The sequence below is a fragment of the Streptomyces achromogenes genome (assembly GCF_030816715.1).
GTDB classification, from domain to species: Bacteria; Actinomycetota; Actinomycetes; order Streptomycetales; family Streptomycetaceae; genus Streptomyces; species Streptomyces achromogenes_A.
The window spans coordinates 2,071,535-2,098,498 of record NZ_JAUSYH010000001.1 but is presented as its reverse complement, the minus strand read 5'-3'; the positions used below and the strand labels follow the sequence as shown (position 1 = coordinate 2,098,498).

Here is a 26,964-nt window from a genome sequence, read left to right as displayed (position 1 = left end):
GCCGGGCTCGGCAGCGAGTGTCCGAGCAGGATACGACGCACGTAGATGATCTGCGTGCCGCTCCCGGCAACGCGGGTGGGCCGAACGGGTGAGCAGCGGGTGAGGAACCGGTGCGTGGGCGGCGGTCCGTGTCGACCCGTGCGCGGAGCGTGGCCGGAGGCCATCTCTCCGAGGCGCTGATACCCTGGTAGCCCGTGGACCGGTGGTCTCGAAGCCCCCGAACCGCACCCTCGAATCGCGACCACGGGAGCCCCCTCTTGGCCATGACGCCCAAATCCACGACGACCAAGCACATCTTCGTCACCGGGGGTGTCGCCTCCTCGCTCGGCAAGGGTCTGACGGCCTCCAGCCTCGGCATGCTGCTCAAGGCGCGCGGTCTTCGCGTGGTCATGCAGAAGCTCGACCCGTACCTGAACGTCGACCCTGGCACGATGAACCCCTTCCAGCACGGTGAGGTGTTCGTCACGAACGACGGCGCCGAGACGGACCTGGACATCGGACACTACGAGCGCTTCCTCGACCGTGACTTGGACGGCTCCGCCAACGTCACCACGGGCCAGGTCTACAACACGGTGATCGCCAAGGAGCGGCGCGGCGAGTACCTGGGCGACACCGTGCAGGTCATCCCGCACATCACCAACGAGATCAAGCACCGCATCCGCCGTATGGCGACGGACGAGGTGGACGTCGTGATCACCGAGGTGGGCGGCACGGTCGGCGACATCGAGTCGCTGCCGTTCCTCGAGACGGTCCGCCAGGTCCGGCACGAGGTCGGCCGGGACAACGTCTTCGTGGTGCACATCTCGCTCCTGCCGTACATCGGTCCCTCGGGTGAGCTGAAGACCAAGCCGACCCAGCACTCGGTAGCGGCGCTGCGCAACATCGGTATCCAGCCGGACGCGATCGTGCTGCGCTGCGACCGCGAGGTGCCGACCGCGATCAAGCGCAAGATCTCGCTGATGTGCGACGTCGACGAGGACGCGGTCGTGGCCTGCCCGGACGCCCGCTCGATCTACGACATCCCGAAGACCGTGCACGGCGAGGGCCTCGACGCCTACGTCGTCCGCAAGCTGGACCTGCCGTTCCGCGACGTGGACTGGACGACCTGGGACGACCTGCTCGACCGCGTCCACAACCCCGACCACGAGATCACGCTCGCCCTGGTCGGCAAGTACATCGACCTGCCCGACGCCTACCTCTCGGTCACCGAGGCGCTGCGCGCCGGCGGCTTCGCCAACAAGGCCCGCGTGAAGATCAAGTGGGTCACTTCGGACGACTGCAAGACCCCGTCCGGCGCCAAGGCACAGCTCGCCGACGTGGACGGCGTCTGCATCCCGGGCGGCTTCGGCGACCGCGGCGTGCTCGGCAAGGTCGGCGCGATCCGCTACGCCCGCGAGAACAGGATCCCGCTGCTCGGCCTCTGCCTGGGCCTGCAGTGCATCGTGATCGAGGCCGCGCGCAACCTGGCCGACATCGGCGACGCGAACTCCACCGAGTTCGACCCGGCCACCGCCCACCCGGTCATCTCCACCATGGCCGAGCAGCTCGACATCGTCGCGGGCGAGGGCGACATGGGCGGCACGATGCGCCTGGGCATGTATCCGGCCAAGCTGGCCGAAGGGTCCATCGTCCGCGAGGTGTACGACGGCAAGGAGTACGTGGAGGAGCGGCACCGGCACCGCTACGAGGTGAACAACGCCTACCGGGCCGAGCTCGAGAAGCAGGCGGGCATCCTGTTCTCCGGCACCTCCCCGGACGGCAAGCTGGTCGAGTACGTCGAGTACCCGCGTGACGTCCACCCCTACCTGGTCGCCACGCAGGCGCACCCCGAGCTGCGCTCCAGGCCCACGCGTCCGCACCCGCTGTTCGCCGGCCTGGTGAAGGCGGCCGTCGAGCGGAAGACTTCGAAGTAACACACCAGTTGTACGGTGGCCGGGGTGCAAACCTTCAAGGGTGGGCGCCCCGGTTTTCGTTTGCGCAGGTGGCACGTGGGAGGACGCACGGCATGACGATCAAGGACACCCCCGAGGCGTGGGAGATCCGGGCGACGACGACCCCGTTCACGGGCGCCAAGACCTCCGTCCGCACCGACGAGGTGGTCATGCCCGACGGGTCGGTGGTCCGCCGGGACTACCAGGTGCACCCCGGGTCCGTGGCCGTCCTCGCCGTCGACGACGAGGGCCGGGTGCTGCTCATCAAGCAGTACCGGCACCCGGTGCGGCACAAGCTGTGGGAGATCCCGGCCGGCCTGCTCGACGTGCCGGGCGAGAACCCGCTGCACGCGGCGCAGCGCGAGCTGTACGAGGAGGCGCACGTCAAGGCGGAGGACTGGCGGGTCCTCACCGACGTGTACACGACCCCCGGCGGCTGCGACGAGTCCGTGCGGATCTTCCTGGCCCGCAACCTCTCCGAGGTGCAGGGGCGGCGTTTCGAGGTGGAGGACGAGGAGGCCGACATGGAGCACGCGCGCGTGCCGGTCGCCGAACTCGTCCGAGCCGTGCTGGCGGGCGACGTGCACAACACCTGCCTCGTCGTCGGCGTCCTGTCGCTGGTCGCCGCGGAGAACGGCGACGGGCTCGACGCGCTGCGCCCGGCGGAGGCGCCGTGGCCGGCGCGGCCGTTCGAGGCCTGAGGCACGCCCTCGGGCCCTCTCCCGCACCCCCCGCGGTGTGACGATCGGCTGATCCGATCGGGGGACCTCCGGGCCCTGCCCGACGTGCTCCTCCCGGAACGTCGCAGAGCGTGAACTAGGCTCGGGAACAGCTCGAACCGGAGTCCCGGCGGGCTGGCGCGTGCGGTGGGACGGGAGTGTGGCCCGTGACGGATCAGGCAGTGGACACAGGCGGCGTGCAGCTGTCCGGACACGCTGCGACAGAGGGCCATTTCCTGGGCCGTACCCGGGAGTTGAAGGAACTGCGCGCCGACATCGAGCGCACCGGTCTGGACACCATCTCCGGGCGCAAGGCGCCCCGCGCGCGGGTCCTGCTCATCGCCGGCCGGCCCGGCTCGGGCCGCTCCGCGCTCGCCGGGGAACTCGTACGCCAGGTCGCCGGCCGCTACCCGGACGGCGTCCTGTGCGCCCGCCTCGCCGAGCCCGACGGCACACCCGTGCCGGTCGAGCGCGCCGCCCGTGAACTGCTCGCCGCGCTGGACGTGCCCACCCCGCCCGGCGCGGACCAGGACGACCTCGCGGCCCTGCTGCGGGAAACCCTCGCGGAGCGCCGCGCGCTGCTCCTGCTGGACGACGCGGCCGGCGCCGAACAGGTCGACGCCCTGCTCCCGGACGCCCCGCAGTGCCTGCTCGTCGCCGTGTCCGCCGGCCCCCTCACCGGCATCGCGGACGTCCGTCCCTGCACCCTCGGCGGCCTGGACACCAAGTCCGCCCTCGAACTGCTGACCCGGTACACCGGCTCGGTCCGCATCACCGTGGACCCGCGCTCCGCCGAACAGCTCGTGGAGGCGTGCCAGGGCCAGCCCGCCGCGCTGAAGCTGGCCGGCGGCTGGCTCGCCGCCCGCCCCAAGGCGGCCGTCGCCGACCTCGCCAAGCAGCTCCACGCGGAGGGCGACGAGGGCACCCCGCTCAGCCGCGTCTTCCGCCTCGTGCACACCGCGCTGCCCGCCCCCGCCGCCCGGATACTGCGACTGCTCTCCCTGGCGCCGGCCGGCCTCGCCGACCCGCACACCGCCTCCGCGCTGGCCGGCTGCTCGGTGGGCGCCGCCCGCACCACCCTGGACGACCTCGTCGCCCTCGGCCTGCTGCGGGCCCTGGACTCCCCGTTGCCCCAGTACGAGGTGCCCGGCTGCCTGCACTCCCTGCTGCGGACCGCCGCCGAGGCCTACGAGCGCCCCGCCGAGCTCCAGCTCGCCCGCGCCCGCATGCTGGAGCGCACGGTGCGGCTGCTGCAGTCCTGCCGGGCCATCACCGAGACCGACAGCCCCCAGGCCCGCGAGAAGCTCCAGGTCATGCCCCGGGCGCTGCGCTTCCCCACACCGCGGGCGGCCGCCGACTGGCTGCAGGCCCGTCGCCCGGCCCTGCTCGCCTCGGCCCGCCTCGCGGTCGCCGACGGCGAGCTGGACACCCTCGCCCGCCGCCTGATGTCCCAGCTGGTCAGGGCGATGGTCGCGCATCTCGGCACCCAGGCCGCCGCGCCGGACCTGTACGGGATCCACCAGCTCGTCCTCGACGTCGCCGAGCGTCGCCGGCTGCCCCGGGAGAAGGCCGCCGCGCTGCTGAACCTGGCCGACGTCGACGCGAGGACCGGGCGCACGGCGGAGGCGCTGGTGCGCTACCGGGCCGCCCTTGACGCCGGACGCGAGGCGAACGACCCGTATGCGATCGGCCGCGCGATGGAATCCGTAGGGGGCGCGCATCTCGAGCTCGGGGACTACGACCGGGCCGCGGACTGGTTCGGCCGGGCCCTGGCCCAGCGCCTGGCCCGCGACGAGCGCGCCGACGCCGCCCGCCTCTACGGCCGCATCGCCACCGCGCACACCTACGCGGCCCGCTACGGCGAGGCGCAGCGGGCCTGGCGGGCCGCGGTCGCCGGACACCGCAAGAACGACGATGTGGGGGCGCACGCACGGGCGTTGAGCGAGCTGGCCAGGGTCCAGGAGTACGCGGGCCGGCCCGAGGAGTCGCTGCGCACCTGCCAGGAAGCGGCCGAGTGGGCCGGGCGCGCCGAGGACACGCGCCTGCAGGCCGCGCTGCAGCTGAGGCTGGCCGACACCCTGGAGCGCCTCGGCGACGCGGCGGCGGCCCGCCTGCACCGCGGCGCGGCCGAGCGCATCCTGGGAGAGGAGCCGTCGGACGGCGCCGAAGAGCCCGATCGACCGGAGAACACCGAGGATGCCTGCGAAATCCGTAGCGCATCTCCGAAGGATTGATCCAATGAAAGGCTAGACAGCGGGAACGCCTTCATTAAACTGGCTCTGCCGCACGTTCTCCTGCGGTGCGTCCCGGTGCGTCCTGTATCTCCGGGAATGTCATTGCTGTGCCCCCACACCCTCTGAGCCAAGGACCGTGATCGACGTGAAGGTCGGCATCCCCCGCGAGGTCAAGAACAACGAGTTCCGGGTGGCCATCACCCCCGCCGGTGTGCACGAGCTCGTGCGCCACGGTCACCAGGTCGTCGTCGAACGGGGCGCCGGCGTCGGTTCGTCCATCACGGACGAGGAGTACGTGTCGGCCGGGGCGCGCATCCTGGAGACCGCCGACGAGGTGTGGGCCACGGCGGACCTGCTGTTGAAGGTCAAGGAGCCCATCGCCGAGGAGTACCACCGCCTCCGCAAGGACCAGACGCTCTTCACCTACCTGCACCTGGCCGCTTCCAAGGAGTGCACGGACGCCCTCGTCGCGTCCGGGACCACCGCGATCGCCTACGAGACCGTCGAGCTGCCGAGCCGCGCGCTCCCGCTGCTCGCCCCGATGTCCGAGGTCGCGGGCCGGCTCGCCCCCCAGGTCGGCGCCTATCACCTGATGCGCGCCAACGGGGGCCGCGGCGTGCTGCCGGGCGGCGTCCCGGGTGTGCTGGCCGCCAAGGCGGTCGTCATCGGCGGCGGCGTCTCCGGCTGGAACGCCGCGCAGATCGCCATCGGCATGGGCTTCCACGTCACCCTGCTCGACAAGGACATCAACAAGCTCAAGGAAGCCGACAAGGTCTTCGGCACGAAGATCCAGACCGTCGTCTCCAACGCCTTCGAGCTGGAGAAGGCCTGCCTCGAGGCGGACCTCGTGATCGGCGCTGTCCTCATCCCGGGCGCCAAGGCCCCGAAACTGGTCACCAACGAGCTGGTCTCCCGGATGAAGCCCGGGAGTGTCCTTGTCGACATCGCGATCGACCAGGGCGGCTGCTTCGAGGACTCCCGCCCGACCACCCACGCCGAGCCGACCTTCCCGGTCCACGACTCGGTCTTCTACTGCGTCGCCAACATGCCCGGCGCGGTCCCCAACACCTCCACCTACGCCCTCACCAACGCCACGCTGCCCTACATCGTCGAACTCGCCGACAAGGGCTGGGTCGAGGCGCTGCGCCGCGACGCCGCGCTGGCGAAGGGCCTCAACGCCCATGACGGCAAGGTCGTTTACCGCGAGGTCGCGGAGGCGCACGGACTGGAGCACGTGGACCTGGACACCCTGCTCGGCTGAGCCCGGAGCCAAGTCACCTTTTCGTAAAGGCGATACGTCAACAAGGCGCGTCAACCGCGCTCACGAGGCCGGACCTTGCCCGACAAGGTCCGGCCGGATGTGTGTATGGTCACTTTGCGGCTCTCGGCCAACTCGCCTCGAACGTAACGCTTCGACCGATTCGCACACCGGTGAAACCTGCCGTGCGACGGCCGTACGCCCTTGACAGCGTGATGTTTCATTGCCGACACATCGGGCCGGGTCCGGCGGATTGTGTTGCTGCGGACGCCCGACACGCCATAGAGTCGCCAACCGTCGGCATGGTGCCACGCTGACCTTGTCTAGAAGTTTCCTGGTCACCAAGGAGGTAAGACGACTTGTGAATGAGTCGACATTTGCTCCCGGGGGTGGTCAACCAGGAATGCGTACGCGGGGCCCGGGTTCCGCGGGGCTCGAGGCTGTCGGCTCCGTCGCTGTCCGAACCTTCGCAGCCCACCAGAGCCAGAGCAGCCCCCAGTTGGCTCTGTCAGCACTCCAGAGCATGGATGGCCATTACGTGAACGCCATGGCCGGCGACGGAAGTGGCGCGCCCCACAACCACTTCGCCGACTACGACGAACTGCCCGACGGGCACTTCTACGACCCCGACGCCGAATACGAGCCGGATCCGGAGTACGCGGCCACGCTCGCGCCCGACGCGGCCCGACAGCGCCGTGAGCGCGTCGGTCCGACCGGACGCCCGCTGCCGTACTTCCCGATCCCGGGCCCGCTGACCGAACACGGCCCCGCGAAGATCATCGCGATGTGCAACCAGAAGGGCGGCGTGGGCAAGACCACGTCGACCATCAACCTGGGTGCCGCGCTTGCGGAGTACGGACGGCGCGTGCTGCTCGTGGACTTCGACCCGCAGGGCGCGCTGTCGGTGGGACTCGGCGTCAATCCGATGGAGCTCGACCTCACCGTCTACAACCTGCTCATGGAGCGGGGCATGGCGGCGGACGAGGTGCTCCTGAAGACCGCGGTCCCCAACATGGACCTGCTGCCCAGCAACATCGACCTGTCGGCCGCCGAGGTGCAGCTGGTCTCCGAGGTCGCGCGCGAGTCCACGCTCCAGCGTGCGCTCAAGCCGCTGATGGACGACTACGACTACATCGTCATCGACTGCCAGCCCTCGCTCGGCCTGCTCACCGTCAACGCCCTGACGGCCGCCCACAAGGTGATCGTGCCGCTGGAGTGCGAGTTCTTCGCGCTGCGCGGTGTGGCCCTGCTGACCGAGACCATCGAGAAGGTCCAGGAGCGGCTCAACCCAGAGCTGGAGCTCGACGGGATCCTGGCGACCATGTACGACTCGCGCACCGTGCACAGCCGCGAGGTGCTCGCGCGGGTCGTCGAGGCCTTCGACGACCACGTCTACCACACGGTCATCGGGCGCACGGTCCGCTTCCCGGAGACCACGGTCGCCGGTGAGCCGATCACCACGTACGCGTCCAACTCCGTCGGCGCCGCCGCCTACCGTCAGCTCGCCAGGGAGGTGCTCGCCCGGTGTCACGCCGAGTGAGTCTGCCGGGGGCCGACGAACTCTTCCGTACGACAGGGGGAACGGCGCTTCAGCCGTCCGCGCCCCGGCGCAACGCCAACGGCGAGGCCCGGGTGCCCGCGCCGGCCGGCGAGAGCGACGGGGTGGCGGCCGGCGGTGCGCAGGACGCGCCGCAGGCCGTGCCCGCGCAGGGCGGCGACGGCGAGGGCGCCGAGCACGTGGCGGCCGACGCCGGACCGGCGGACGCCGGGGAGTCCCGTACCAGGGGCGCCCCCGGGGAGCGGGCCGAGCGCCGCCAGGGTGTGCAGGAAGGTTCTGCCTCCGCCGACGACCAGCCGCGCAAGCGCGGACGGCAGGCCTCCCGCCGGCCCAGTGGCCGCGAGCGGCACGACGAGAAGATCACCGTCTACGTCTCCGCCGAGGAGCTCATGGATCTGGAGCACGCCCGTCTGGTGCTCCGGGGAGAGCACGGGCTGGCCGTGGACCGGGGGCGCATCGTCCGCGAGGCGGTCGCCGTGGTCCTCGCCGACCTGGAGAGCCGCGGGGACGCCAGCATTCTCGTACGACGACTTCGCGGGCGGTAGCGGTAGCCTGCGGAGGCCATGACCTCGAACAACGCCTCCGTCCCCGGCCCCGGCGCAGCAGCCGGCCGTCGGCGAGCGCTGGGGCGGGGACCGGGCACGGCATCCGCCGGTCCGGAGCCCGGGCCCGAGCCCGCCGTGACGGATCCGGCCGCAGCGGAAACGGTTCCGGAGCCGGTCACCACGGCGGCGAGCCCGGGACCGGTTGCCGCGGAACCCGTCGCCGGGGAGCCGGAAACGGGCGGGCAACCGGTTGCAGCAGCCCCCTCCACGCCGGAACCGGAAACGGGCCGGGAAGCGGTTTCCCCGCATGCGCTCGTCCGGGATCCGGAAAAAGGCGCGGAACCGGTTGCCCAAGGAGCCACCGCCCCAGGACCCGCTGTCCCGGGGACTGCCGTTTCAGGCACCCCTGCCTCGGGAGCCGCCGCCCCGGGAACCGCCGCTTCACGAGCCGCCGCCCCGCGGGGGGCTGTTCCTGGCGCCGCTGCCGCCGAAACCGCTGCTCCGGGAGCTGTTCCCGGGAGTTCCGTGGCCGTTGTGGAGGGGGTGCCCGACGGTGTCTTCAAGGTCCGGCTCGCCAACTTCGAGGGGCCCTTCGACCTGTTGCTCCAGCTGATCTCCAAGCACAAGCTGGACGTCACCGAGGTCGCGCTGTCGAAGGTCACCGACGAGTTCATGGCGCACATCAGGGCGATGGGCCCCGACTGGGACCTGGACCAGACGACCGAGTTCCTGGTCGTCGCCGCCACCCTGCTCGATCTGAAGGCGGCGCGGCTGCTGCCCGCCGCCGAGGTCGAGGACGAGGCCGACCTGGCGCTGCTGGAGGCCCGGGACCTGCTCTTCGCCCGTCTGCTGCAGTACCGCGCCTACAAGCAGATCGCCGACATCTTCACGCACCGGCTGGAGAGCGAGGGCCGCCGCTACCCCCGCACCGTCGGACTGGAACCGCATCACGCCGAGCTGCTGCCCGAGGTGGTCATCAGCATCGGCGCGGAAGGGTTCGCGAGACTCGCCGTCAAGGCGATGCAGCCGAGGGCCAAGCCGCAGGTGTACGTCGACCACATCCACGCGCCGCTGGTGAGCGTGCAGGAGCAGGCCGGGATCGTCGTCGCACGGCTGCGTGAGCTCGGCGAGGCCAGCTTCCGGGCGCTGGTGGCGGACACCGACGACACCCTCACCGTCGTCGCCCGTTTTCTCGCGCTGCTGGAGCTGTACCGGGAGAAGGCCGTCGCCCTCGACCAGGAGACCGCGCTCGGTGAGCTTCTGGTGCGCTGGACCGGCGGGGACGGGGAAGCGCAGCCCAGGGTCACCGACGAGTTCGACCGGCCTCCCGAGGAGCCCGGGAAGGAGACGAAGACGTGAGCGAGGAGACCGTCGCCGCACTGGATCTCAAGCCGGCTCTCGAGGCCGTCCTGATGGTCGTCGACGAGCCCGCGACCGAGGAGCATCTCGCGAAGATCCTCCAGCGGCCACGGCGCAGCGTAGCGGACGCGCTGCGCGAGCTGGCCGACGAGTACACCGTGCAGGGGCGCGGATTCGAGCTCCGGCTCGTCGCGGGCGGCTGGCGGTTCTACACCCGGCCGGAGTTCGCGGCGGCCGTCGAGGGGTTCGTCCTGGACGGCCAGCAGGCCCGGCTCACCCAGGCGGCGCTGGAGACCCTGGCGGTCGTCGCCTACCGCCAGCCGGTCAGCCGCAGCAGGGTCTCCGCGGTGCGCGGAGTGAACTGTGACGGTGTGATGCGCACCCTGCTCCAGCGCGGTCTGGTGGAGGAGGCGGGCGCGGAACCCGAAACAGGTGCGATCCTGTACGTGACGACGAACTACTTTCTGGAGCGGATGGGCCTGCGCGGCCTGGACGAGCTCCCGGAACTCGCGCCCTTCCTGCCTGAGGCGGAGGCGATCGAGGCCGAGACCCAGGAGGGCGTGCCGTCGTTCGATCCGGACGCTCCGGATTCCGAGGACGCAGACGACAAGACGGAACTTTGATGCGAAGCAGCAGCGGCAGGAACAGCAGCGGAAACAACGGCGGGAGCCGTGGTGGCAACAGCGGCGGCCGCGGCGGGAGCGGCGGCGGTCGCGGCGGGAGCAGCGGCGGTGGTCGCGGCGGAAGTGGCGGCGGCCGCGGTGATCACCGCGGCGCCGGGAACGCCCGCGACGACCAGCAGGGCGCCAGGCCGAAGAACCCGCGCCCGGAGGAGCGCCGCTACGACGTGGGTCCCGGCGGCACCCACGAGGGCCCGAAGTCGGGGCGCGGCGCGTCCGCGCGCGGCGGCGCCAAGGGCGGCCCCAAGCAGGGGCAGGGCACCGGGCGCGGCCGTTGGGTCCCGGCGACCTCGCGGGAGTACGAGGCGCGGGCCGAGGAGCGCAACCGCGAGCGGTACGCGGGCAAGAAGGACGTCAAGACGCCCAAGACCTTCCCGGGCGCCGAGCAGGAGGGCGAGCGGCTGCAGAAGGTCCTCGCGCGCGCGGGCTACGGCTCCCGGCGCTCCTGCGAGGAGCTGATCGAGCAGGCCAGGGTCGAGGTCAACGGCGAGATCGTCCTGGAGCAGGGCAAGCGGGTCGACCCGGAGAAGGACGAGGTCAAGGTCGACGGTCTGACCGTCGCCACGCAGACGTACCAGTTCTTCTCGCTGAACAAGCCGGCCGGCGTCGTCTCCACGATGGAGGACAACGAGGGCCGGCAGTGCCTCGGCGACTACGTGACCAACCGCGAGACGCGGCTGTTCCACGTCGGTCGGCTCGACACCGAGACCGAGGGCGTCATCCTGCTGACCAACCACGGTGAGCTGGCGCACCGGCTGACCCACCCCAAGTACGGCGTGAAGAAGGTCTACCTCGCGCACATCGTGGGCCCCATCCCGCGTGACCTGGGCAAGAAGCTCAAGGACGGCATCCAGTTGGAGGACGGGTACGCGAAGGCGGACCACTTCCGGGTCGTCGAGCAGACCGGCAAGAACTACCTGGTCGAGGTGACCCTGCACGAGGGCCGCAAGCACATCGTGCGCCGGATGCTGGCCGAGGCCGGCTTCCCCGTCGACAAGCTGGTGCGCGTCGCCTTCGGCCCGATCACCCTGGGCGACCAGAAGTCGGGCTGGCTGCGCCGGCTGTCCAACACCGAGGTCGGCATGCTGATGCAGGAAGTCGACCTCTAGGACGCGAATCCCGGACCCCGGGGCTTGTGCGGGACGACACCCCCTTTTTATAGTCGTGATGACTATTAAAAGGGGGTGTTCGTCATGCGGGGCCACGACGAGGACGCCACCAACGGGGACGCCGATGACCGGGACGCCGGCGACCGGCGCGCCTACGACAAGCACGCCTACGAGCCCTTCGCGGTCACCGTCGATCTCGCCGTCCTCACGCTCCGCGCGGGCGCCCTGCACGTGCTGCTCGTCGAGCGCGGCCAGGAGCCGTACGCCGGCCGGTGGGCGCTGCCCGGCGGTTTCGTGCTGCCGGACGAGTCCGCGGAGACGGCCGCCCGCCGCGAACTCGCCGAGGAGACCGGCCTGAAGGACGTCTCCGGACTGCACCTGGAGCAGCTGCGCACCTACAGCGAGCCCGGCCGCGACCCCCGTATGCGGGTCGTCTCCGTCGCCTTCGCGGCCCTGCTGCCCCACGCGCCCGAGCCGACGGGCGGCGGCGACGCGGCACAGGCGCGCTGGCAGCCGTACGACGACGCCCGGCCGCTCGCCTTCGACCACGACCGGATCCTGGCGGACGCCCACGACCGGGTCGGTGCCAAGTTCGAGTACACCTGTCTCGCGACGGCCTTCTGCCCGCCCGAGTTCACCCTCGGGGAGCTCCAGCAGGTCTACGAGACGGTGTGGGGGACCGGCCTCGACCGGCCCAACTTCCGCCGCAAGGTGCTCGCCACCCCGGGCTTCGTCGAGCCCGTCCCCGGCGGCGTGCGCCTCACCGGCGGCCGCGGCAAACCCGCCGCCCTCTACCGGGCGGGGTCCGCCACCGCGCTCCACCCGCCCCTGCTGCGACCGCCCCGGGAAGGACGTTCCGCATGACCACCTCGACCACCGTCCGAAAGCGCGCCACCGGATCCCTGCTGGGACTCGCCCTGGGGGACGCGCTCGGGTTCCCGACCGAGTTCAACGACGTCCCGTCGATCCTCGCCAAGTGCGGGCCCTGGCGGGAGATGGAACTCCCGGGGCGCGCCTTCGTCTCCGACGACACCCAGATGACCCTGGCGGTCGGGCGCGCCCTGCGGACCGCCATGGACCGCGGGCTGCTCGTGCCGGTCTCCCTGGTGCCGCAGCTGCGGAAGGAGTTCGTGGCCTGGTACCGGTCACCGGACAACAACCGGGCCCCGGGGCGCACCTGCCTGACCGCTTGCGACCTCCTCGAGGACGACACGCGGCTGTGGCAGGACGCCACTCAGATCGGCTCCAAGGGCTGCGGCGCCAACATGCGCGTCGCGCCGCTCGGCCTCGTCCCCGGGCTCAGCGACGAGCAGCGGGCCGGCGCCGCCCAGCTCCAGTCCGCCCTCACCCACGGGCATCCCACCGCGCTCGCCGCCTCCGACCTCACCGCGCACGCCGTCCGGCTGCTCGCGCAGGGCTCCGACCCCGCCGCGCTGGTCGGGCTGTTGCGCTCGTACGCCCTCGACAACCGCTCCCGCTACCACCACCGCTGGCTCGGCGACCTGTGGACCCGCAGCCAGGACCCGAGCCCGGAGCACTTCATCACGCGCGGCTGGGACGAGTGCCTCGCCGTCCTGGAGCGCCTCCAGGAGACGCTGCGCCGCCCCTCGCCCGAGACCGACCCGTGCCTGGCGGCGGGGGAGGGGTGGATCGCCGAAGAGGCCATGGCCGCCGGTCTGCTGTGCTTCCTGCTCTTCCCCGACGAACCGGTCACCGTGCTGCGCCGGGCCGCCTGCTCGTCCGGCGACTCCGACTCCATCGCCTGCCTCGCGGGCGCCTTCGCGGGCGCGCACGCCGGCGCCGACGCCTGGCCCACGGCGTGGGCGGACCGGATCGAGTACCACGGCGAACTGATGACGCTCGGGGCGCTCTGGGACCAGTGAGCAGCCTCGGGCCGCCGGCGCAACCCGGGGCCGCCCGGGGTTCAGGCCAGCCGGATCGCGCCGCCCGCGACGGTGATCTGCTCGGGGGGCAGCGGCTTCGGCGCCGGGCCGCGGGCCACCGAGCCGTCCGCGATGCGGAACTCGCTCTGGTGACAGGGGCAGTGGATCAGACCGTCGGCGATGGTGGCGACCGTGCAGCCCTGATGGGTGCAGACCGCGGAGAACGCCTTGAAGTCGTCCTTCGTCGGCTGCGTGACGACGACCTTCTCGTCGGCGAAGATCTTGCCGCCGCCGACGGGGATGTCGCTCGTCTTCGTGAGCTCCTGGCCGGCGGAGGCGTTCGGGGACTTCTTCGACGAGGACGAGCTGTCGTCGCCGTATTCGCTGCAGCCGACCGTGAGCGCAGCTGCCGCGCCGCCCGTCGCCAGGAGGACCGTGCGTCGTGTCGCGGGGGAAGTCATGTCGTCACTCCGAACGTGCGGAAGAACCAGAGGGCCGAGGTCAGCCAGACGACCGTCAGCACGGCGAAGACGAGTCCGCCGACGAGCGGCAGCAGCCATCCCGGGAGTCGCTCCCAGCGGAGCAGCAGCATCTTGGCACTGAAAGCGCCGAAGAAGAAGCAACCCAGGACGGAGTGCCACATCACGCGCGTTTCGTACGTCTGCCAGCCAAGCGCGTACAGGCAGTGCACCGCAACCGGGACCGCGATCAGGAAGGCCGCGCGGCCCGACCAGCGGTGCAGCCCGCCGGCCCAGGCGGGGCCCGGCAGCTTCCCGTACAGCATCAGTGCCGAGACCGGCTGCGCCAGCGCGAGGAGCATCGCGGCCGACGCCAGCCAGGACTTCACCGCGCCCGTGCTGCTGAAGCCGGCCAGGTTGAAGGCCGTCCCGGCCGGGTCGTGGACACGGCCGTACGCGCCCAGCCCGAGCGCCACCGCGGCGGCGACGAGCGCCGGGACCAGATAGCGCGCCGGACGCGGGCCGCGCGGTGCGGGCCCGGGCCCCGGGAAGCCCTGGGTGGCGGCGTTCGGGTCCACGGTCATGGTCGCTCCCTGCGCGTAGGGGGTCAGCGGGTTGTCAGGGCGTCACGGGGCGGGCCGTGAGCCGCTGTCCGTCGACCGTCACCGCGCCGGTCTCCGGGTCGATGCGGGGAGCGGGCGAGGGCTCGCCGTCCCGGGTGACGACGCCGACCTGACTGCCGTCCTTCAGGACGATCCACCCGCCGTCGATCTTCGCGGAGCGTACGGTGGCGGTCGCCCGCCACAGCCCCGACGGCTTCTTCGCCCGGTCCGCGGCGAAGGCGTGACGCGTTCCGTCCACCTCGACCGTGCCGTCGATCCCCTTGCCGTCCTCGAGGGTGCCCTCCAGCTTCGCGCCGTGCTCGCCGGTGAGCCGCAGGGTCCCGTCGTCCTCCACGTCGCCCTTCAGCCACGACTCCCGGGTGCGGCCGTCGCAGAAGTACGCGATCGCCCGGCCGCCGCGGACGGAGACGGCGATCGCCGCCGCGTCGTCGTCCGTGCGCCCGGCGTAGTCGGCGTCGGCGGCCCCGGAACGGGAGGGGGTGGGCGCAGGCGTGGGGGAGGCCTGGCTGCTGCGGACGGGGGCCGGGCTCGGCGACTGCTCCTGGTACGAGGAGGAGGCCGACCTCGTCCCCGTCGTCGCGTTGAGCGTCAGCAGGAACGCCGCGAGCACCAGTCCCGCGAGAAGGGTGAGCAGGGGTCCGGGACGCTTCATGTCAGGCCTTCCCCCGATGCGGGTGTCCTGCCGTCAGAGTGCCATGACAGCGCAGGCGGCACCCGCCGTAAAGGGCGTACGGGGGTGCGGCCGTCTCGGCACGCGGGCTGCGCGCACCGCGCTCACGCGGTCTGACTACGCTGGATGTGGCAGGAGCCGTAGTCAGCCGTAGTCCAGCACTTCAGCAAGGAGCAGCGCCGTGGCGGTACGAGCGGTCCGGGGAGCCGTCCAACTCGAGCGGGACGACGCCGGCCACATGGACGAGCAGGTCGGCGCCCTCCTCACCGCCGTCATGGAACGCAACGCGCTCGGCGCCGACGACCTGATCAGCATCTGGTTCACGGCAACGCCGGACCTGCACAGCGACTTCCCGGCGGCGGCCGCCCGCAAGCTGGGCATCGTCGACGTGCCGCTGATCTGCGCCCAGGAACTCGACATCGCGGGCGCCATGCCGCGGGTGGTGCGGATACTCGCGCACGTCGAGTCGGACACCCCGCGCGCCGAGATCAGCCACGTCTACCTCGGCGCCGCGGCAGCCCTGCGCAAGGACATCGCCCAGTGAGGACCGCGCTCGTCATCGGAACGGGGCTGATCGGCACGTCCGCGGCCCTGGCCCTCGCCCAGCGGGGCGTCGGCGTCCACCTCGCCGACCACGATCCCGAGCAGGCCCGTACGGCGGCGGCGCTCGGCGCCGGCACCGACGAGGAGCCGCAGGGGCCGGTCGACCTCGCGATCATCGCCGCCCCGCCCGCCCACGTGGCCGGCGTGCTCGCCGACGCGATGCGCCGGGGGGTGGCCCGCGGCTACCTCGACGTGGCCAGCGTCAAGGGCGGGCCGCGCCGCGAACTGCAGGCGCTCGGCCTCGACCTGTCGGCGTACATCGGCAGCCACCCCATGTCGGGCCGGGAGAAGTCCGGACCGCTGGCCGCGACCGGCGACCTCTTCGAGGGGCGCCCCTGGGTGCTGACGCCGACCCGGGACACCGACACCGAGGTGCTGAACCTCGCCCTGGAGCTGGTCTCGCACTGCCGGGCCGTCCCCGTGGTCATGGACGCGGACGCCCACGACCGCGCCGTCGCCCTCGTCTCCCACATGCCGCACCTCGTCTCCAGCATGGTCGCGGCGCGGCTGGAGAACGCCGAGGAGGCCGCCGTACGGCTGTGCGGGCAGGGCATCCGGGACGTCACCCGGATCGCCGCCTCCGACCCCCGGATGTGGATCGACATCCTGTCCGCGAACCCCGGGCCGGTCGCCGACCTGCTCACCGACGTCGCCGCCGACCTGGCGGAGACGGTGCAGGCGCTGCGGGCCCTGCAGTCCTCCGACGACGCCGAGCGCCGGGCGGGCGCCGACGGCGTGGCGAACGTGCTGCGCCGCGGCAACGCGGGCCAGGTACGGGTCCCCGGCAAGCACGGGGCCGCTCCGCGTGCCTACGAGATCGTCGCCGTGCTGATCGACGACCAGCCGGGGCAGCTGGCCCGCATCTTCGCCGACGCCGGGCAGGCGGGCGTGAACATCGAGGACGTCCGCATCGAGCACGCGACGGGGCAGCAGGCGGGTCTCGTGCAGTTGATGGTGGAGCCGAAGTCGGCGGTGGTGCTGTCGTCGGCGTTGCGGGAGAAGGGCTGGGCCATCCGTCAGTAGCCGGCGGTCCGCCGGAGCGGCCGGGTGATGCGGGCCCGGCGCCGTGAAGCGGGGCTTGGCCGGCGCCGTGGGGCGGTGGCGCCGGCGGCGTGGCGAAGGCGCGGCCGGACGAGTGACCCGCGGCCGGTAACCTGGTACGGGGCACAGTCGCGCCCCGTACCTCCACCGCCTCGCACCAGGAAGGTGTCCCCCCGTGGAAAACGGCGCCGCCCAGCCCGTGATTGTCGCCATAGACGGCCCCTCCGGCACGGGCAAGTCGAGCACGTCCAAGGCCGTGGCCGCCCGGCTCGGGCTGAGCTACCTGGACACCGGCGCCCAGTACCGGGCGATCACGTGGTGGATGGTGACCAACGGGATCGACGTCGAGGACCCCACGGCGATCGCCGCGGTCGCGGGCAAGCCCGAGATCCTCTCCGGCACCGACCCGGCCGCCCCGACCATCATGGTCGACGGCGTCGACGTCGCCGGACCGATCCGCACCCAGGAGGTCACCTCCAAGGTCAGCGCGGTGAGCGCCGTGCCGGAGGTGCGGTCCCGGATCACCGAGCTGCAGCGCTCGCTGGCGGCCGGCGCCGAGCAGGGCATCGTCGTGGAGGGGCGCGACATCGGCACGACCGTGCTGCCCGACGCCGATCTGAAGGTCTTCCTCACCGCCTCCCCGGAGGCCCGCGCGGCCCGCCGCAGCGGCGAACTGAAGGGCGCGGACCTGCACAGCACCCGTGAGGCGCTGATCAAGCGGGACGCGGCCGACTCCTCCCGCAAGACCTCCCCGCTCGCCAAGGCCGGCGACGCCGTCGAGGTGGACACCACCGAGCTGACGCTCACCCAGGTCATCGAGCGCGTGGTGACTCTCGTCGAGGAGAATCGGGCCGCGAAGTGACTCAGCCGTCCGTGCCCTCCGAGAAGGGCGCCGAGGTCGGCCGGCGCATCGGCGTCGGCCTGATGTACGGGCTGTGGAAGCCGCGCGTGCTGGGCGCCTGGAAGGTGCCGGCGAGCGGCCCGCTGATCTTCGCGATCAACCACTCCCACAACATCGACGGACCGATGGTGATGGGCGTGGCCCCGCGGCCCACACACTTCCTGATCAAGAAGGAGGCGTTCATCGGCCCGCTGGACCCCTTCCTGACCGGCATCGGCCAGCTCAAGGTCGACCGGGACACCACCGACCGCACGGCCATCACCCGTGCGCTGGGCGTGCTCGACAACGGCGGGGTCCTCGGGATCTTCCCTGAAGGCACCCGGGGCGAGGGAGACTTCGCCGCCCTGCGCGCCGGGCTCGCCTACTTCGCGGTGCGCGGCGGGGCGCCGATCGTGCCCGTCGCCGTGCTGGGAAGCACGGAGCGCCGCGGACGGTTGATCAAGGCGCTGCCCCCGCTGCGCTCCCGCGTCGACGTCGTCTTCGGAGACCCGTTCGACGCCGGCGACGGAAGCGGCCGCAGGACCCGCAAGGCACTGGACGAGGCGACCGAACGCATCCAGAAGCAGCTGGCCGCCCACCTGGAAAACGCCAGGCGCCTGACCGGGCGCTGAGCGACACTGAATGACCGAGTAGTGGATCAACCCGGACGAACGGGGCGCTCCACCGATCACCACGATGGAACGACGAGGTACGCACTTCATGAACGACCACAGCCAGCCCGACGGCTCGGACGCCTTCGAGCACGATCACGGGGCGCTCGGCGACGCCGAGTACGCGGAGTTCATGGAGCTCGCCGCCGTCGAGGGCTTCGACATCGAGGACGTCGAGGGGGCCATCGAGGAGGCCGGACACGGGCCGCTGCCCGTGCTCGCCGTCGTCGGCCGCCCCAATGTCGGCAAGTCGACCCTGGTGAACCGGATCATCGGCCGCCGCGAGGCCGTCGTCGAGGACAAGCCGGGCGTCACCCGCGACCGTGTCACCTACGAGGCGGAGTGGTCGGGCCGTCGCTTCAAGCTCGTCGACACCGGCGGCTGGGAGCAGGACGTCCTCGGCATCGACGCCTCCGTGGCCGCGCAGGCCGAGTACGCGATCGAGGCCGCCGACGCCGTCGTCTTCGTCGTGGACGCCAAGGTCGGCGCCACCGACACCGACGAGGCGGTGGTACGGCTGTTGCGCAAGGCCGGCAAGCCCGTCGTCCTGGCCGCCAACAAGGTCGACGGCCCGAGCGCCGAGGCCGACGCGGCCTACCTGTGGTCCCTGGGCCTCGGCGAGCCGCACCCGATCTCCGCACTGCACGGCCGTGGCACCGGCGACATGCTGGACGCCGTCCTGGAGGCCCTGCCGGAGGCCCCCGCGCAGACCTTCGGCACCGCGGTCGGCGGCCCTCGCCGGATCGCGCTCATCGGCCGCCCGAACGTCGGCAAGTCCTCGCTGCTGAACAAGGTGGCGAACGAGGAGCGGGTCGTCGTCAACGAGGTCGCGGGGACCACCCGGGACCCGGTCGACGAGCTGATCGAACTCGGCGGCGTCATCTGGAAGTTCGTCGACACGGCCGGCATCCGCAAGCGCGTCCACCTCCAGCAGGGCGCCGACTACTACGCCTCGCTGCGCACCGCCGCCGCCGTCGAGAAGGCCGAGGTGGCGGTCATCCTCATCGACGCCTCCGAGTCGATCTCGGTCCAGGACCAGCGCATCGTCACCATGGCCGTCGACGCGGGCCGCGCCCTCGTCATCGCCTACAACAAGTGGGACACCCTCGACGAGGAGCGCCGCTACTACCTGGAGCGGGAGATCGAGACCGAGTTCGCCCAGGTGGCGTGGGCCCCGAGGGTGAACGTCTCGGCGCGCACCGGCCGCCACATGGAGAAGCTGGTCCCGGCGATCGAGACCGCGCTGGCCGGCTGGGAGACCCGTGTCCCCACCGGCCGCCTGAACGCCTTCCTCGGCGAGCTGGTCGCCGCGCACCCGCACCCGGTGCGGGGCGGCAAGCAGCCGCGCATCCTCTTCGGCACCCAGGCAGGCACCAAGCCGCCGCGGTTCGTCCTCTTCGCCTCCGGCTTCATCGAGGCGGGCTACCGGCGCTTCATCGAGCGCCGGCTGCGCGAGGAGTTCGGCTTCGAGGGCACCCCGATCCACATCTCGGTGCGGGTGCGCGAGAAGCGCGGCACGAAGAAGAAGTAGCCCCAGCCCGCCGGATGCGGCTGGGCAGGACCGAGCGGAGGGCGGCGCCTGTGACGGGCGCCGCCCTCCGGCCGTGCCGGGCCCCGGTCAGAAGGTCCTGCGGGGGGCCGGCGGCAGCGCCGGGACGTGGTGCGTCGCGGTGGGCTGGTGCTGCTGGCCGCCGATCTGCCCGACCCGCTGCCACTGCGACTGCTGCCCGTTCCCGTGCCGCGCGCTCTGCGCCCCGGCGCTGTAGGCGCTGTACGAGCTGCTGAACGACCCCGGGCGGGGCGCCGGGTACGAGCTTGTGTGGCGCGGGATGTTGCCGAAGGCGGTGAACCCCAGCTGGTCCTCGCCGCTGCGGTCACCCGGCAGCGAGCGGAACGTCTTGACGTACTCGGCGTAGAGCGCGTCGTAGATCGGCGTGGCCGATGGGCCGCCCTGCGCGTCCTGAGCCGGTCGCGCGGACGGGATCGACGGGAAGGACGGGCGGCGGGGAACGTCGTAGGTGTGCACGTATGTCCAAACGAGGTCGGACATCTGGGGATGCGGCCGGGTGACGTGCCGTCGGGCGCGCGGGCCCCGCACGGACACACGGCCGCACGCCCGACGCACATCCGCACGCCCGCCGTACGGGGCGCGGGACGTGTGTGCGGCGCTGGGCGTGCGTGCGGCGCGGGACGGTGTGCGGGGTCCCGCGCCCTGGGGATCTCAGGTACCGGCGAGCGGCAGGGCCGCCCCGACCAACTGACCGCCCGCGGCGGCCTTGTCGAGCGCGTCGCGCAGCAGGTCCTCACGGGGCTGACGGCCGATCGACCCGACCGGGGCGGCGAACATCAGCACCTGCTGGTGCTTGTTGGCGGCGGCGCGCCACCCCTCCGTCACCTGCAGCGGCTGGTGCGCCTGCCACCAGGCCACCGGCTGGCCGCCGTTCGCCGAGGGCTGCAGCACCGCGTGCAGCTGACCCATGGCCAGCAGCACGGACCAGCCGTGCTGCACCGGCGGCACCTCGGACAGCTGGGAGAGCGGCATGAAGCCCTGCTCGATGAGCAGCGGCAGGAAGTCGTCGCCGGCGCCGGTGGTGCCGGGCCGCACGATCGGCGCGGTCGGCTCGACGACCAGGGCCGGGTGCAGCTCCCCCGCGATCAGGACGAGCCCGCTGGTCACGCCGAGCACCGCCTGCTCGGGGACGACCTTGCCGGCGTCCAGGTCGGCCGAGTCGCCGTTGATGGAGCGGACCGCGCCCTGCAGCTGCTCCTCGGTGACCTGGACGACCTGCGAGGGCAGGCAGGTGGAGTGGGCGAAGGCGAGGACGGCGGTCTCGTCCCCGATGAACAGGACGGTGCTGGTGCGCTCGTTGTCGGAGTCGCCCGGGGTGCGGCAGGACGTGCAGTCGTAACTGCCCGGGGCGTTGTCTCCGGCGAGCAGCCGGTCGGCTTCTTCGTCGCCGATCTCGGCGCGAACCTCGTCGCTGACGTCGAGCATGCGCGGCACGGGGGCTCCCTCGGATGCGGTGCTGGGGCGAGTCCGGGTGTCCCCGGCTCGTGGTCCGGGCGGGTCCCCGGCTCATGAAGAAGACAACGGGTGATCTGTGGCGGGAGTCACGCTGCAGGGCGAACGGAATCGAACCGTCCTGCGCACACGGTCACCCTGGGTGCGGAATCGGACACTCCTTGTCAAGTAACGGGGAGGTCACGGAAGTTGATTCGGTGAGCTGGCTCACAGTCGGCCGGGGGTGCTGGTCGACAAAGCGGGAAATGAAGGGATGAAATAGGTGGCCGAAAATCGCCGCTACCCAAGGTAACCGGCAAGTGGCCTGCAACGGAGGGGAGTTGGTTGATAACGACTCGTCAGCATCCCTAGATTGCTCCGCCGTGTGCAACGAGCACCACTCGGGAACGTCCGCCGGCCGCGCACCGGACAACGCGCAGCACGACCGCCGGCGGACGGGACGGAGCACGACGGCCGCGCCCTGTGCGGCAGACGTGCCCGTCCCGGGGGAGCCCGGGTTCGTGGAGAGGGATCTACATGTCCGAATGTGCCGATATCCGCACCCGCACGTCGTCGCGCAAGACGGCGGTCCTCGCCGGGGCGGTACTTCTCGCCCCTCTCGGACTGCTGTCCGCGACCGGCGAGGCCGCAGCGGCCGACAGCGGGGTGTGGGACCGCATCGCCCAGTGCGAGAGCGGCGGCAACTGGCACATCAACACCGGCAACGGGTACTACGGCGGGCTGCAGTTCTCCGCGGGCACCTGGCGCGCGTTCGGCGGCGGCGCCTACGCGTCCACCGCCGACAAGGCCAGTAAGGCACAGCAGATCTCCGTCGCGGCGAAGGTGCAGAACGCCCAGGGGTGGGGCGCGTGGCCGACCTGCTCGGCGCGCGCCGGAGCCTCCGGCAGCGCACCGGGCGCCGGTTCGTCCGAGGGCGGCTCGGGCTCCTCCTCCGGTTCCTCGAAGTCCTCGAAGTCGTCGAAGTCCTCGAAGTCGTCCGGTTCGTCGAAGTCCGCCGGGGCGTCGGGCTTCTCGAAGAAGGCGAGCTCCTGGAAGTCCGGTTCGGGCCCGGGTGCGCCGGCATCGGGTCCGGGTTCGTCGGGTTCGGGTTCTTCCGACTCCGGGGACCGCGCGGGGAAGCAGGCCTCCCGCGGTGACTACACCGTCCGCGAGGGCGACACCCTCAGCACCATCGGGGCCCGGCACGGCATGACCTGGCAGCGTGTCTACGCCGCCAACAAGACCGTCGTGGGCGGCGACCCCGACCTGATCGTGCCCGGACAGCGCCTCGTGCTCTGAGCCGCTCCCCCTCCGGGACACGGCGGCCCCGTCCGGTCCGACGACGGGACGGGGCCGTTCCCCGTGGTCCGGGCGGCGTCCGGCGCATCCGCCGTGAGACAGACTGGGCGCATGCTGGAGACCTCCGCCCGACTGCTGCGTCTGCTCTCCCTGTTGCAGGCCCACCGCGAATGGTCCGGTACGCAGCTCGCCGACCGGCTCGGCGTCACCGCGCGCACGGTGCGCCGGGACGTGGAGAGGCTGCGCGAACTGGGTTACCCGGTCAACGCGACTCCCGGCACCGGCGGCGGGTACCAGCTGGGCGCCGGCGCCGAGTTGCCGCCGCTGCTGCTGGACGACGACGAGGCCGTCGCCGTCGCCGTGGGGCTGCGGACGGCGGCAGGGCAGGGCATCGAGGGCATCGGCGAGACCTCGGTACGGGCGCTGGCCAAGCTGGAGCAGGTGCTGCCGTACCGGTTGCGGCGGCGGGTGGGCGCCCTGAACGCCTTCACCGTGCCGATGCTGCGCGGCCCGCAGTCCTCCGCCGTGGACCCGGCCCTGCTCACCGAGCTGGCCCATCTCTGCCGGGACGCGGAACGGCTGCGCTTCGACTACCGGGGGCACGACGGCGGCGAGACCCGCCGCACGGTCGAACCCCACCGCCTGGTGTGCACCGAGCGCCGCTGGTACCTGGTCGCCTGGGATCTCGACCGGGCGGACTGGCGCACGTTCCGGGTGGACCGTCTCATCCCGAGGCCACCGCACGGCCCGCGCTTCGACCCGCGCGAGCCACCCGCCGAGGACCTCGCCGGGTACGTCTCCGAGGGCGTGTCCACCCACGCGTACGCCGTGCGGGCTACCGTCCGGCTGCTGGCGCCCCTGGCCGTGGCCGCCGAACGCGTCTCGCCCTCGGCGGGCACGCTGGAGCCGGACGGGGACGAGGCCTGCGTGCTGCGCACGGGAGCCGCGAGCCTCGACGTGATGGTGATCCACGTGATGATGGCGGGCCTCGAGTTCGAGGTGCTGGAACCCGTGGAGCTGATCGACGCGATCAGGACCGCCCGCGACCGGCTCGACGGTGCTCTGACCCGGGCCTCGGGGCCCCGCACGCCGGCCGGCGACCGGGCGCAGGCGCCGCGCGCCTGACGGCCGCCCGACCCGCCGTGTGCCGGTTCGGACCCTCCGGACTGCCTCAGCCGGCCCGCCGCCCCGGCCGGGGGACCGGCCGGCCGCACCGGGAGGATGTGTGGAGGGCCCGTGTATTTCCTACGGGCAGTCAGCTCCGCAGGGCGCGCCGGAAAACAGAACGGAACGGGTTCCGACGGTTTCGGAAACGGCGTAGCGGACGCTTTTCGCAGGGTTTTTCGAAGAGCTCGGACGCCGTACGGAAATGACGTTCGAATGCGTGAACAAGTTGTACGAAATCGCTCGTACGTGTGACGGGGTTAGGCCGAAACGCGTGTCGTGATCCTGTGACAGAAGTGTGACCGGGGTGATCCGCGCCTCCCGTACGGGGTTCCCGGGGGCCCGGCGAGCGGCCTAGCGTGGCGGCATGGCACCGAATCCCACTCCGCCAGCGGAGCCGCAGGACAGCCCGGACGGATACGTCGGCCTGGAGGTCGCGCAGGCCGAGCGGCTCGCGCGCGAACGGGGGTGGTCGACGGTGCGCTCGCTGGCCCCGGGGACGATCATCACCATGGAGTACCGCTTCGGCCGGTTGAACTTCGAGGTACGGCAGGGGCGGGTGGCCCGCGCCTGGAAGGGCTGAGCCGTCCGGCGCCGTCGCGCGCGGGAGGTCCCGCCGCACGAACACAGGCCCCGCTTCCCGACGCCGGGAAGCGGGGCCTGGTGGGTGCGGGACCGGGGGTGCGTACCGGGCCCCGCCGTCGTGAGGCGGATCCGCGCAGGTCAGCCTCCGGTCAGAGGGCGGGCCGTCGAGGTCGTGGCGCCGCGGGGGAGCCGGTCGGCGTGCGGGGGCCGGCGGCTGCCGGCCGGGGTGACCGGCGTGCGTTCCGAGCGCGTGGTGTGCGGGCCGGGGGCCAGGTAGACCGGTGCGCGCGGCGGACGGGCCGCAGTGGCCGTCTCGCGGGGTGCGGCGGCCTCGTCCTGGGAGGAGGCCGCGGCGCCCGCCGCGACCGAGACCGGAACGGCCACCGGGGCGGCCGGAACCGGGAACGTGCCGCTGCGACGTTCGCGCAGACGGTCGCGCAGGGCGAAGATCGAGACCTCGGCGCGGGCGATCAGGGGCTCGCACCACGGGAGTGCCAGCAGGACGAGCAGACCCGCGGCCCAGCCCAGCACGACGTCGCTCAGCCAGTGCGTACCGAGGTAGACGGTGGTCAGGCCGACGCCGAGCGAGACCACCGCGGAGACGGCGGACAGCCAGCGGCGGGCCCTCGGCGTGGAGGCCAGATACGCGAGGATTCCCCAGGTCACGACGGCGTTGGCGGTGTGGCCGCTGGGAAATATATCGCCGCCCAGGCCCATCTCGTTCGAGCCGATGGTGGTCGCGTAGTGCGGTCCGAGCCGGCCCATGCCGAGCTTGGCGGCCCCGACGGTGATGTTCAGCAGCAACAGCGAGGCGCCCAGGGTGAGCAGTGGGCGCAGGGTGTGCTGCCGCCAGGATCTCCAGCCGAGCCACGCGGCGACCATCACGGCGGTCGGGCCGCGCTGGCCGAGGACCACGTAGTAGTCGAGGAAGGCGTGGATCTCCGGCCACTGCTGGTACGGCCGGAAGAACATGACCTGCCAGTCGAAACGGACCAGCCACGACGTGACCACCACGAGCCACACGATCGCCAGATAGAAGGCCAGGGTCGCGACCAGCAGCGCGACCCTGTGCCTGCTCATCTTCGGCACATCGATGTGGGCCGGTCGTTCCGGCTCACGGTCGAGCCTGGCGAACACCCGGTCCAGACGGGTGAGGTTTTGTTCGGTACGCACCTAAACGACGTTACAGCGAGTGAGCTCGAGACCCGGCCGATTCCGCGGGTTTGTGATGACGATGTGATGTGGGATTGCTCTCAGAACGGTGACAATTCCCGAGGAATCCGCAATCCATCGACTCTTCTTCCCGCAATTCCTTTGATCATTCCAGGGGATAGCTTTAGGGAAGTTATGAAAGGCTGCACGGAAAAGCCCGTTCCGTGTCTACGGGGGACCGGAGCCGTTCAGCCACCACGCTCCGTACACGGCCGACGCGACCGCGAGGCACCCCGCCACCAGCACCGCCCTCGTGGTCCGCAGCCGGGCCAGGGCCAGCGCGAGCGGGAGCAGCAGCGGGAACGCGGGCAGCAGCAGCCGCGGCTTCGAGCCGAAGTAGCTCGACGCGCACAGGGCGAGCGCGAGCACCGCGCCCCCGTACACCAGCAGCGGCAGCGGCTGGCGCTGCCGCACGCAGACCACGTACAGCCACACCAGCAGGGCGACGCCGACGATCAGCCCGACGCCGGCCAGGGCCGACGGGAACGCCGTGAACTTGTCGGCGACGAAGCGGGCGAACGCGTACCCGCCGTCGAAGCCGTTGCGCCAGCCCGCCTGGACGTCGAGATAGCCGAGGGGGCCGCGGCCGGTGCGGTGGCCGACCCACAGGACGTAGCCGGCGGCGCCGAGGGGCGCGAGCAGCATGCCGAGGGCGCGCGGTGCGACACGGGGTCCGTGGGCGGTGGCCTCGCGCCCCGAGGAGTCCTCGGCGGACGGCCGGGAGGCGTGCTCGGGATCGTGCACGCCGGGCACGAGCGCCGTGCCGCGGGTTCGCACGAACGGGCCCGTCCCCGGGGCCCGGCGGTCACGAAGGAGGGACGTCGATCCTGCCGCCCAGACCGCCGCGACCACCGCGAGTCCCACCGGACGGGTCAGACCGGACAACGACGCCAGTACCCCCGCGGTCACCCACCGGCCGGTGAGCACCGCGTACAGCGACCAGGCGGCCAGCGCGGTGAAGAGCGACTCGCTGTACGCCATCGACTGCACGATCCCGACGGGGAGCACGGCCCACACCAGCACCGCGCAGACCCCGGCCCGCCGCCCGTACACGTGGTCGGCGACGGCGAAGATCCCCCAGGCCGCCGCGAGCGAGGCGACCACGGAGACCGTGAAGCCGGCGCCGGCGTACGACAACGGGGTCGTCGCGTGGAGCAGCCTCTCCAGCCAGGGCAGCAGCGGGAAGAAGGCCAGATTGGAGTGGACGTCGCCGTTCGGCAGGCGGACCTCGTAGCCGTATCCCAGCTCGGCGACCCTCGTGTACCAGAGGGCGTCCCAGCGGGCGGTGAGCAGGGTGTACGCGCTCTTGTCGCGCGCCGCGCTCCACAGCGCGAGGGCGAGCAGGCCCAGGGCGCGCACGGCCGCGTACCCGAGGAGGGCGGGGGCCGCCCGGCGCAGGGCCGCGGAGCCGGGGAGCGTCGCGCGCACGTCAAGATCGGTCACGGGCCCGATTATCGACGGCATGCCCGGCGGCCGGGATC

26 protein-coding genes are annotated in these 26,964 nt (G+C 72.1%); 19 read left to right on the top strand and 7 right to left on the bottom strand.

Annotation, left to right across the window (positions count from 1 at the left end; genetic code table 11):
• Positions 1–263: 263 nt before the first annotated feature.
• The 11 genes from QF032_RS09495 to QF032_RS09445 all read left to right on the top strand — a co-directional run bounded on the left by QF032_RS09495 (position 264) and on the right by QF032_RS09445 (position 13,276).
• On the top strand, positions 264–1,913 hold the full coding sequence (locus QF032_RS09495; RefSeq protein WP_307041516.1) for a CTP synthase: 1,650 nt from the start codon (positions 264–266) through the stop codon (positions 1,911–1,913).
• A gap of 92 nt (positions 1,914–2,005) precedes the next feature.
• Positions 2,006–2,632, top strand: coding sequence for an NUDIX domain-containing protein (locus QF032_RS09490; RefSeq protein ID WP_307041514.1), 627 nt, complete (start codon positions 2,006–2,008; stop codon positions 2,630–2,632).
• Between the two features lie 185 nt (positions 2,633–2,817).
• A complete protein-coding gene (locus QF032_RS09485; protein ID WP_307055722.1) occupies positions 2,818–4,884 on the top strand; it encodes a tetratricopeptide repeat protein in 2,067 nt (688 codons plus the stop codon).
• 136 nt (positions 4,885–5,020) lie between these two features.
• Positions 5,021–6,145, top strand: coding sequence for an alanine dehydrogenase (gene ald, locus QF032_RS09480; RefSeq protein ID WP_307041509.1), 1,125 nt, complete (start codon positions 5,021–5,023; stop codon positions 6,143–6,145).
• A 400-nt stretch (positions 6,146–6,545) separates the two neighbouring features.
• Complete coding sequence (locus QF032_RS09475; protein ID WP_173985691.1) at positions 6,546–7,682, top strand: ParA family protein; 1,137 nt, start codon at positions 6,546–6,548, stop codon at positions 7,680–7,682.
• Positions 7,667–8,245 (top strand): hypothetical protein, encoded by a 579-nt coding sequence (locus QF032_RS09470; RefSeq protein ID WP_306953585.1) that lies wholly within the window; start codon positions 7,667–7,669, stop codon positions 8,243–8,245. The genes QF032_RS09475 and QF032_RS09470 overlap by 16 nt, the downstream gene beginning before the upstream one ends.
• Positions 8,246–8,263: 18 nt before the next feature.
• Positions 8,264–9,604 (top strand): segregation and condensation protein A, encoded by a 1,341-nt coding sequence (locus QF032_RS09465; RefSeq protein WP_307055721.1) that lies wholly within the window; start codon positions 8,264–8,266, stop codon positions 9,602–9,604.
• A gap of 53 nt (positions 9,605–9,657) precedes the next feature.
• The gene (gene scpB, locus QF032_RS09460) at positions 9,658–10,227 is read left to right on the top strand and encodes an SMC-Scp complex subunit ScpB (protein ID WP_057579916.1); all 570 of its coding nucleotides are present in this window, start codon (positions 9,658–9,660) and stop codon (positions 10,225–10,227) included.
• Positions 10,227–11,393, top strand: a complete 1,167-nt coding sequence (locus tag QF032_RS09455; RefSeq protein WP_307055720.1) for a pseudouridine synthase — start codon at positions 10,227–10,229, stop codon at positions 11,391–11,393. The genes scpB and QF032_RS09455 overlap by 1 nt, the downstream gene beginning before the upstream one ends.
• Before the next feature lie 84 nt (positions 11,394–11,477).
• Positions 11,478–12,257, top strand: a complete 780-nt coding sequence (locus tag QF032_RS09450; RefSeq protein ID WP_307055717.1) for an NUDIX hydrolase — start codon at positions 11,478–11,480, stop codon at positions 12,255–12,257.
• Positions 12,254–13,276 (top strand): ADP-ribosylglycohydrolase family protein, encoded by a 1,023-nt coding sequence (locus tag QF032_RS09445; protein ID WP_307041499.1) that lies wholly within the window; start codon positions 12,254–12,256, stop codon positions 13,274–13,276. The genes QF032_RS09450 and QF032_RS09445 overlap by 4 nt, the downstream gene beginning before the upstream one ends.
• Before the next feature lie 41 nt (positions 13,277–13,317).
• On the opposite strand, the gene QF032_RS09440 is transcribed toward QF032_RS09445, so the two are convergent.
• Genes QF032_RS09440 through QF032_RS09430 form a run of 3 tightly spaced genes read right to left on the bottom strand, consistent with a single transcriptional unit; the run spans position 13,318 to position 15,009 of the window.
• Positions 13,318–13,737 carry a Rieske (2Fe-2S) protein gene (locus QF032_RS09440; RefSeq protein WP_307041497.1) on the bottom strand — a complete coding sequence of 140 codons (420 nt, stop codon included), beginning with the start codon at positions 13,735–13,737 and terminating at the stop codon, positions 13,318–13,320.
• Positions 13,734–14,318 carry a DUF6529 family protein gene (locus QF032_RS09435; protein ID WP_307055716.1) on the bottom strand — a complete coding sequence of 195 codons (585 nt, stop codon included), beginning with the start codon at positions 14,316–14,318 and terminating at the stop codon, positions 13,734–13,736. The genes QF032_RS09440 and QF032_RS09435 overlap by 4 nt, the downstream gene beginning before the upstream one ends.
• A 34-nt stretch (positions 14,319–14,352) precedes the next feature.
• Positions 14,353–15,009, bottom strand: a complete 657-nt coding sequence (locus tag QF032_RS09430; RefSeq protein ID WP_307055713.1) for a hypothetical protein — start codon at positions 15,007–15,009, stop codon at positions 14,353–14,355.
• 199 nt (positions 15,010–15,208) lie between these two features.
• On the opposite strand from QF032_RS09430, the gene aroH reads away from it, so the two are divergent.
• From aroH to der, 5 genes are all read left to right on the top strand, one after another.
• Positions 15,209–15,571, top strand: coding sequence for a chorismate mutase (gene aroH, locus QF032_RS09425; RefSeq protein ID WP_307041491.1), 363 nt, complete (start codon positions 15,209–15,211; stop codon positions 15,569–15,571).
• A complete protein-coding gene (locus QF032_RS09420) occupies positions 15,568–16,653 on the top strand; it encodes a prephenate dehydrogenase (RefSeq protein WP_307055711.1) in 1,086 nt (361 codons plus the stop codon). Before aroH ends, QF032_RS09420 begins: the two co-directional genes overlap by 4 nt.
• A 193-nt stretch (positions 16,654–16,846) precedes the next feature.
• Positions 16,847–17,533 (top strand): (d)CMP kinase, encoded by a 687-nt coding sequence (gene cmk, locus QF032_RS09415; RefSeq protein ID WP_307041487.1) that lies wholly within the window; start codon positions 16,847–16,849, stop codon positions 17,531–17,533.
• 62 nt (positions 17,534–17,595) lie between these two features.
• Positions 17,596–18,183 (top strand): lysophospholipid acyltransferase family protein, encoded by a 588-nt coding sequence (locus QF032_RS09410; RefSeq protein WP_306956159.1) that lies wholly within the window; start codon positions 17,596–17,598, stop codon positions 18,181–18,183.
• An 88-nt stretch (positions 18,184–18,271) separates the two neighbouring features.
• Positions 18,272–19,753 (top strand): ribosome biogenesis GTPase Der, encoded by a 1,482-nt coding sequence (der, locus tag QF032_RS09405; RefSeq protein WP_306953606.1) that lies wholly within the window; start codon positions 18,272–18,274, stop codon positions 19,751–19,753.
• Positions 19,754–19,840: 87 nt separating this feature from the next.
• Here der and QF032_RS09400 read toward each other — a convergent pair whose 3' ends face one another.
• Together QF032_RS09400 and QF032_RS09395 are read right to left on the bottom strand one after the other, a co-directional pair.
• On the bottom strand, positions 19,841–20,248 hold the full coding sequence (locus tag QF032_RS09400; RefSeq protein WP_307050002.1) for a hypothetical protein: 408 nt from the start codon (positions 20,246–20,248) through the stop codon (positions 19,841–19,843).
• Positions 20,249–20,443: 195 nt separating this feature from the next.
• Positions 20,444–21,226, bottom strand: coding sequence for a hypothetical protein (locus QF032_RS09395; protein WP_306953608.1), 783 nt, complete (start codon positions 21,224–21,226; stop codon positions 20,444–20,446).
• 534 nt (positions 21,227–21,760) lie between these two features.
• On the opposite strand from QF032_RS09395, the gene QF032_RS09390 reads away from it, so the two are divergent.
• The 3 genes from QF032_RS09390 to QF032_RS09380 all read left to right on the top strand — a co-directional run bounded on the left by QF032_RS09390 (position 21,761) and on the right by QF032_RS09380 (position 24,269).
• Positions 21,761–22,522, top strand: coding sequence for a LysM peptidoglycan-binding domain-containing protein (locus QF032_RS09390; protein WP_307041486.1), 762 nt, complete (start codon positions 21,761–21,763; stop codon positions 22,520–22,522).
• Positions 22,523–22,633: 111 nt separating this feature from the next.
• Entirely contained in the window at positions 22,634–23,647 is a 1,014-nt protein-coding gene (locus tag QF032_RS09385) for a helix-turn-helix transcriptional regulator (RefSeq protein ID WP_307055710.1), read from the top strand.
• A 406-nt stretch (positions 23,648–24,053) separates the two neighbouring features.
• Complete coding sequence (locus tag QF032_RS09380) at positions 24,054–24,269, top strand: I78 family peptidase inhibitor (protein ID WP_306953613.1); 216 nt, start codon at positions 24,054–24,056, stop codon at positions 24,267–24,269.
• Between the two features lie 140 nt (positions 24,270–24,409).
• Here the strand turns inward: QF032_RS09380 and QF032_RS09375 are convergent, their stop codons facing one another.
• Both QF032_RS09375 and QF032_RS09370 read right to left on the bottom strand, forming a co-directional pair.
• A complete protein-coding gene (locus QF032_RS09375) occupies positions 24,410–25,444 on the bottom strand; it encodes a phosphatase PAP2 family protein (RefSeq protein WP_306953615.1) in 1,035 nt (344 codons plus the stop codon).
• Positions 25,445–25,651: 207 nt separating this feature from the next.
• Positions 25,652–26,926 (bottom strand): mannosyltransferase family protein, encoded by a 1,275-nt coding sequence (locus QF032_RS09370; RefSeq protein WP_307041482.1) that lies wholly within the window; start codon positions 26,924–26,926, stop codon positions 25,652–25,654.
• Between the last annotated feature and the right edge of the window lie 38 nt (positions 26,927–26,964).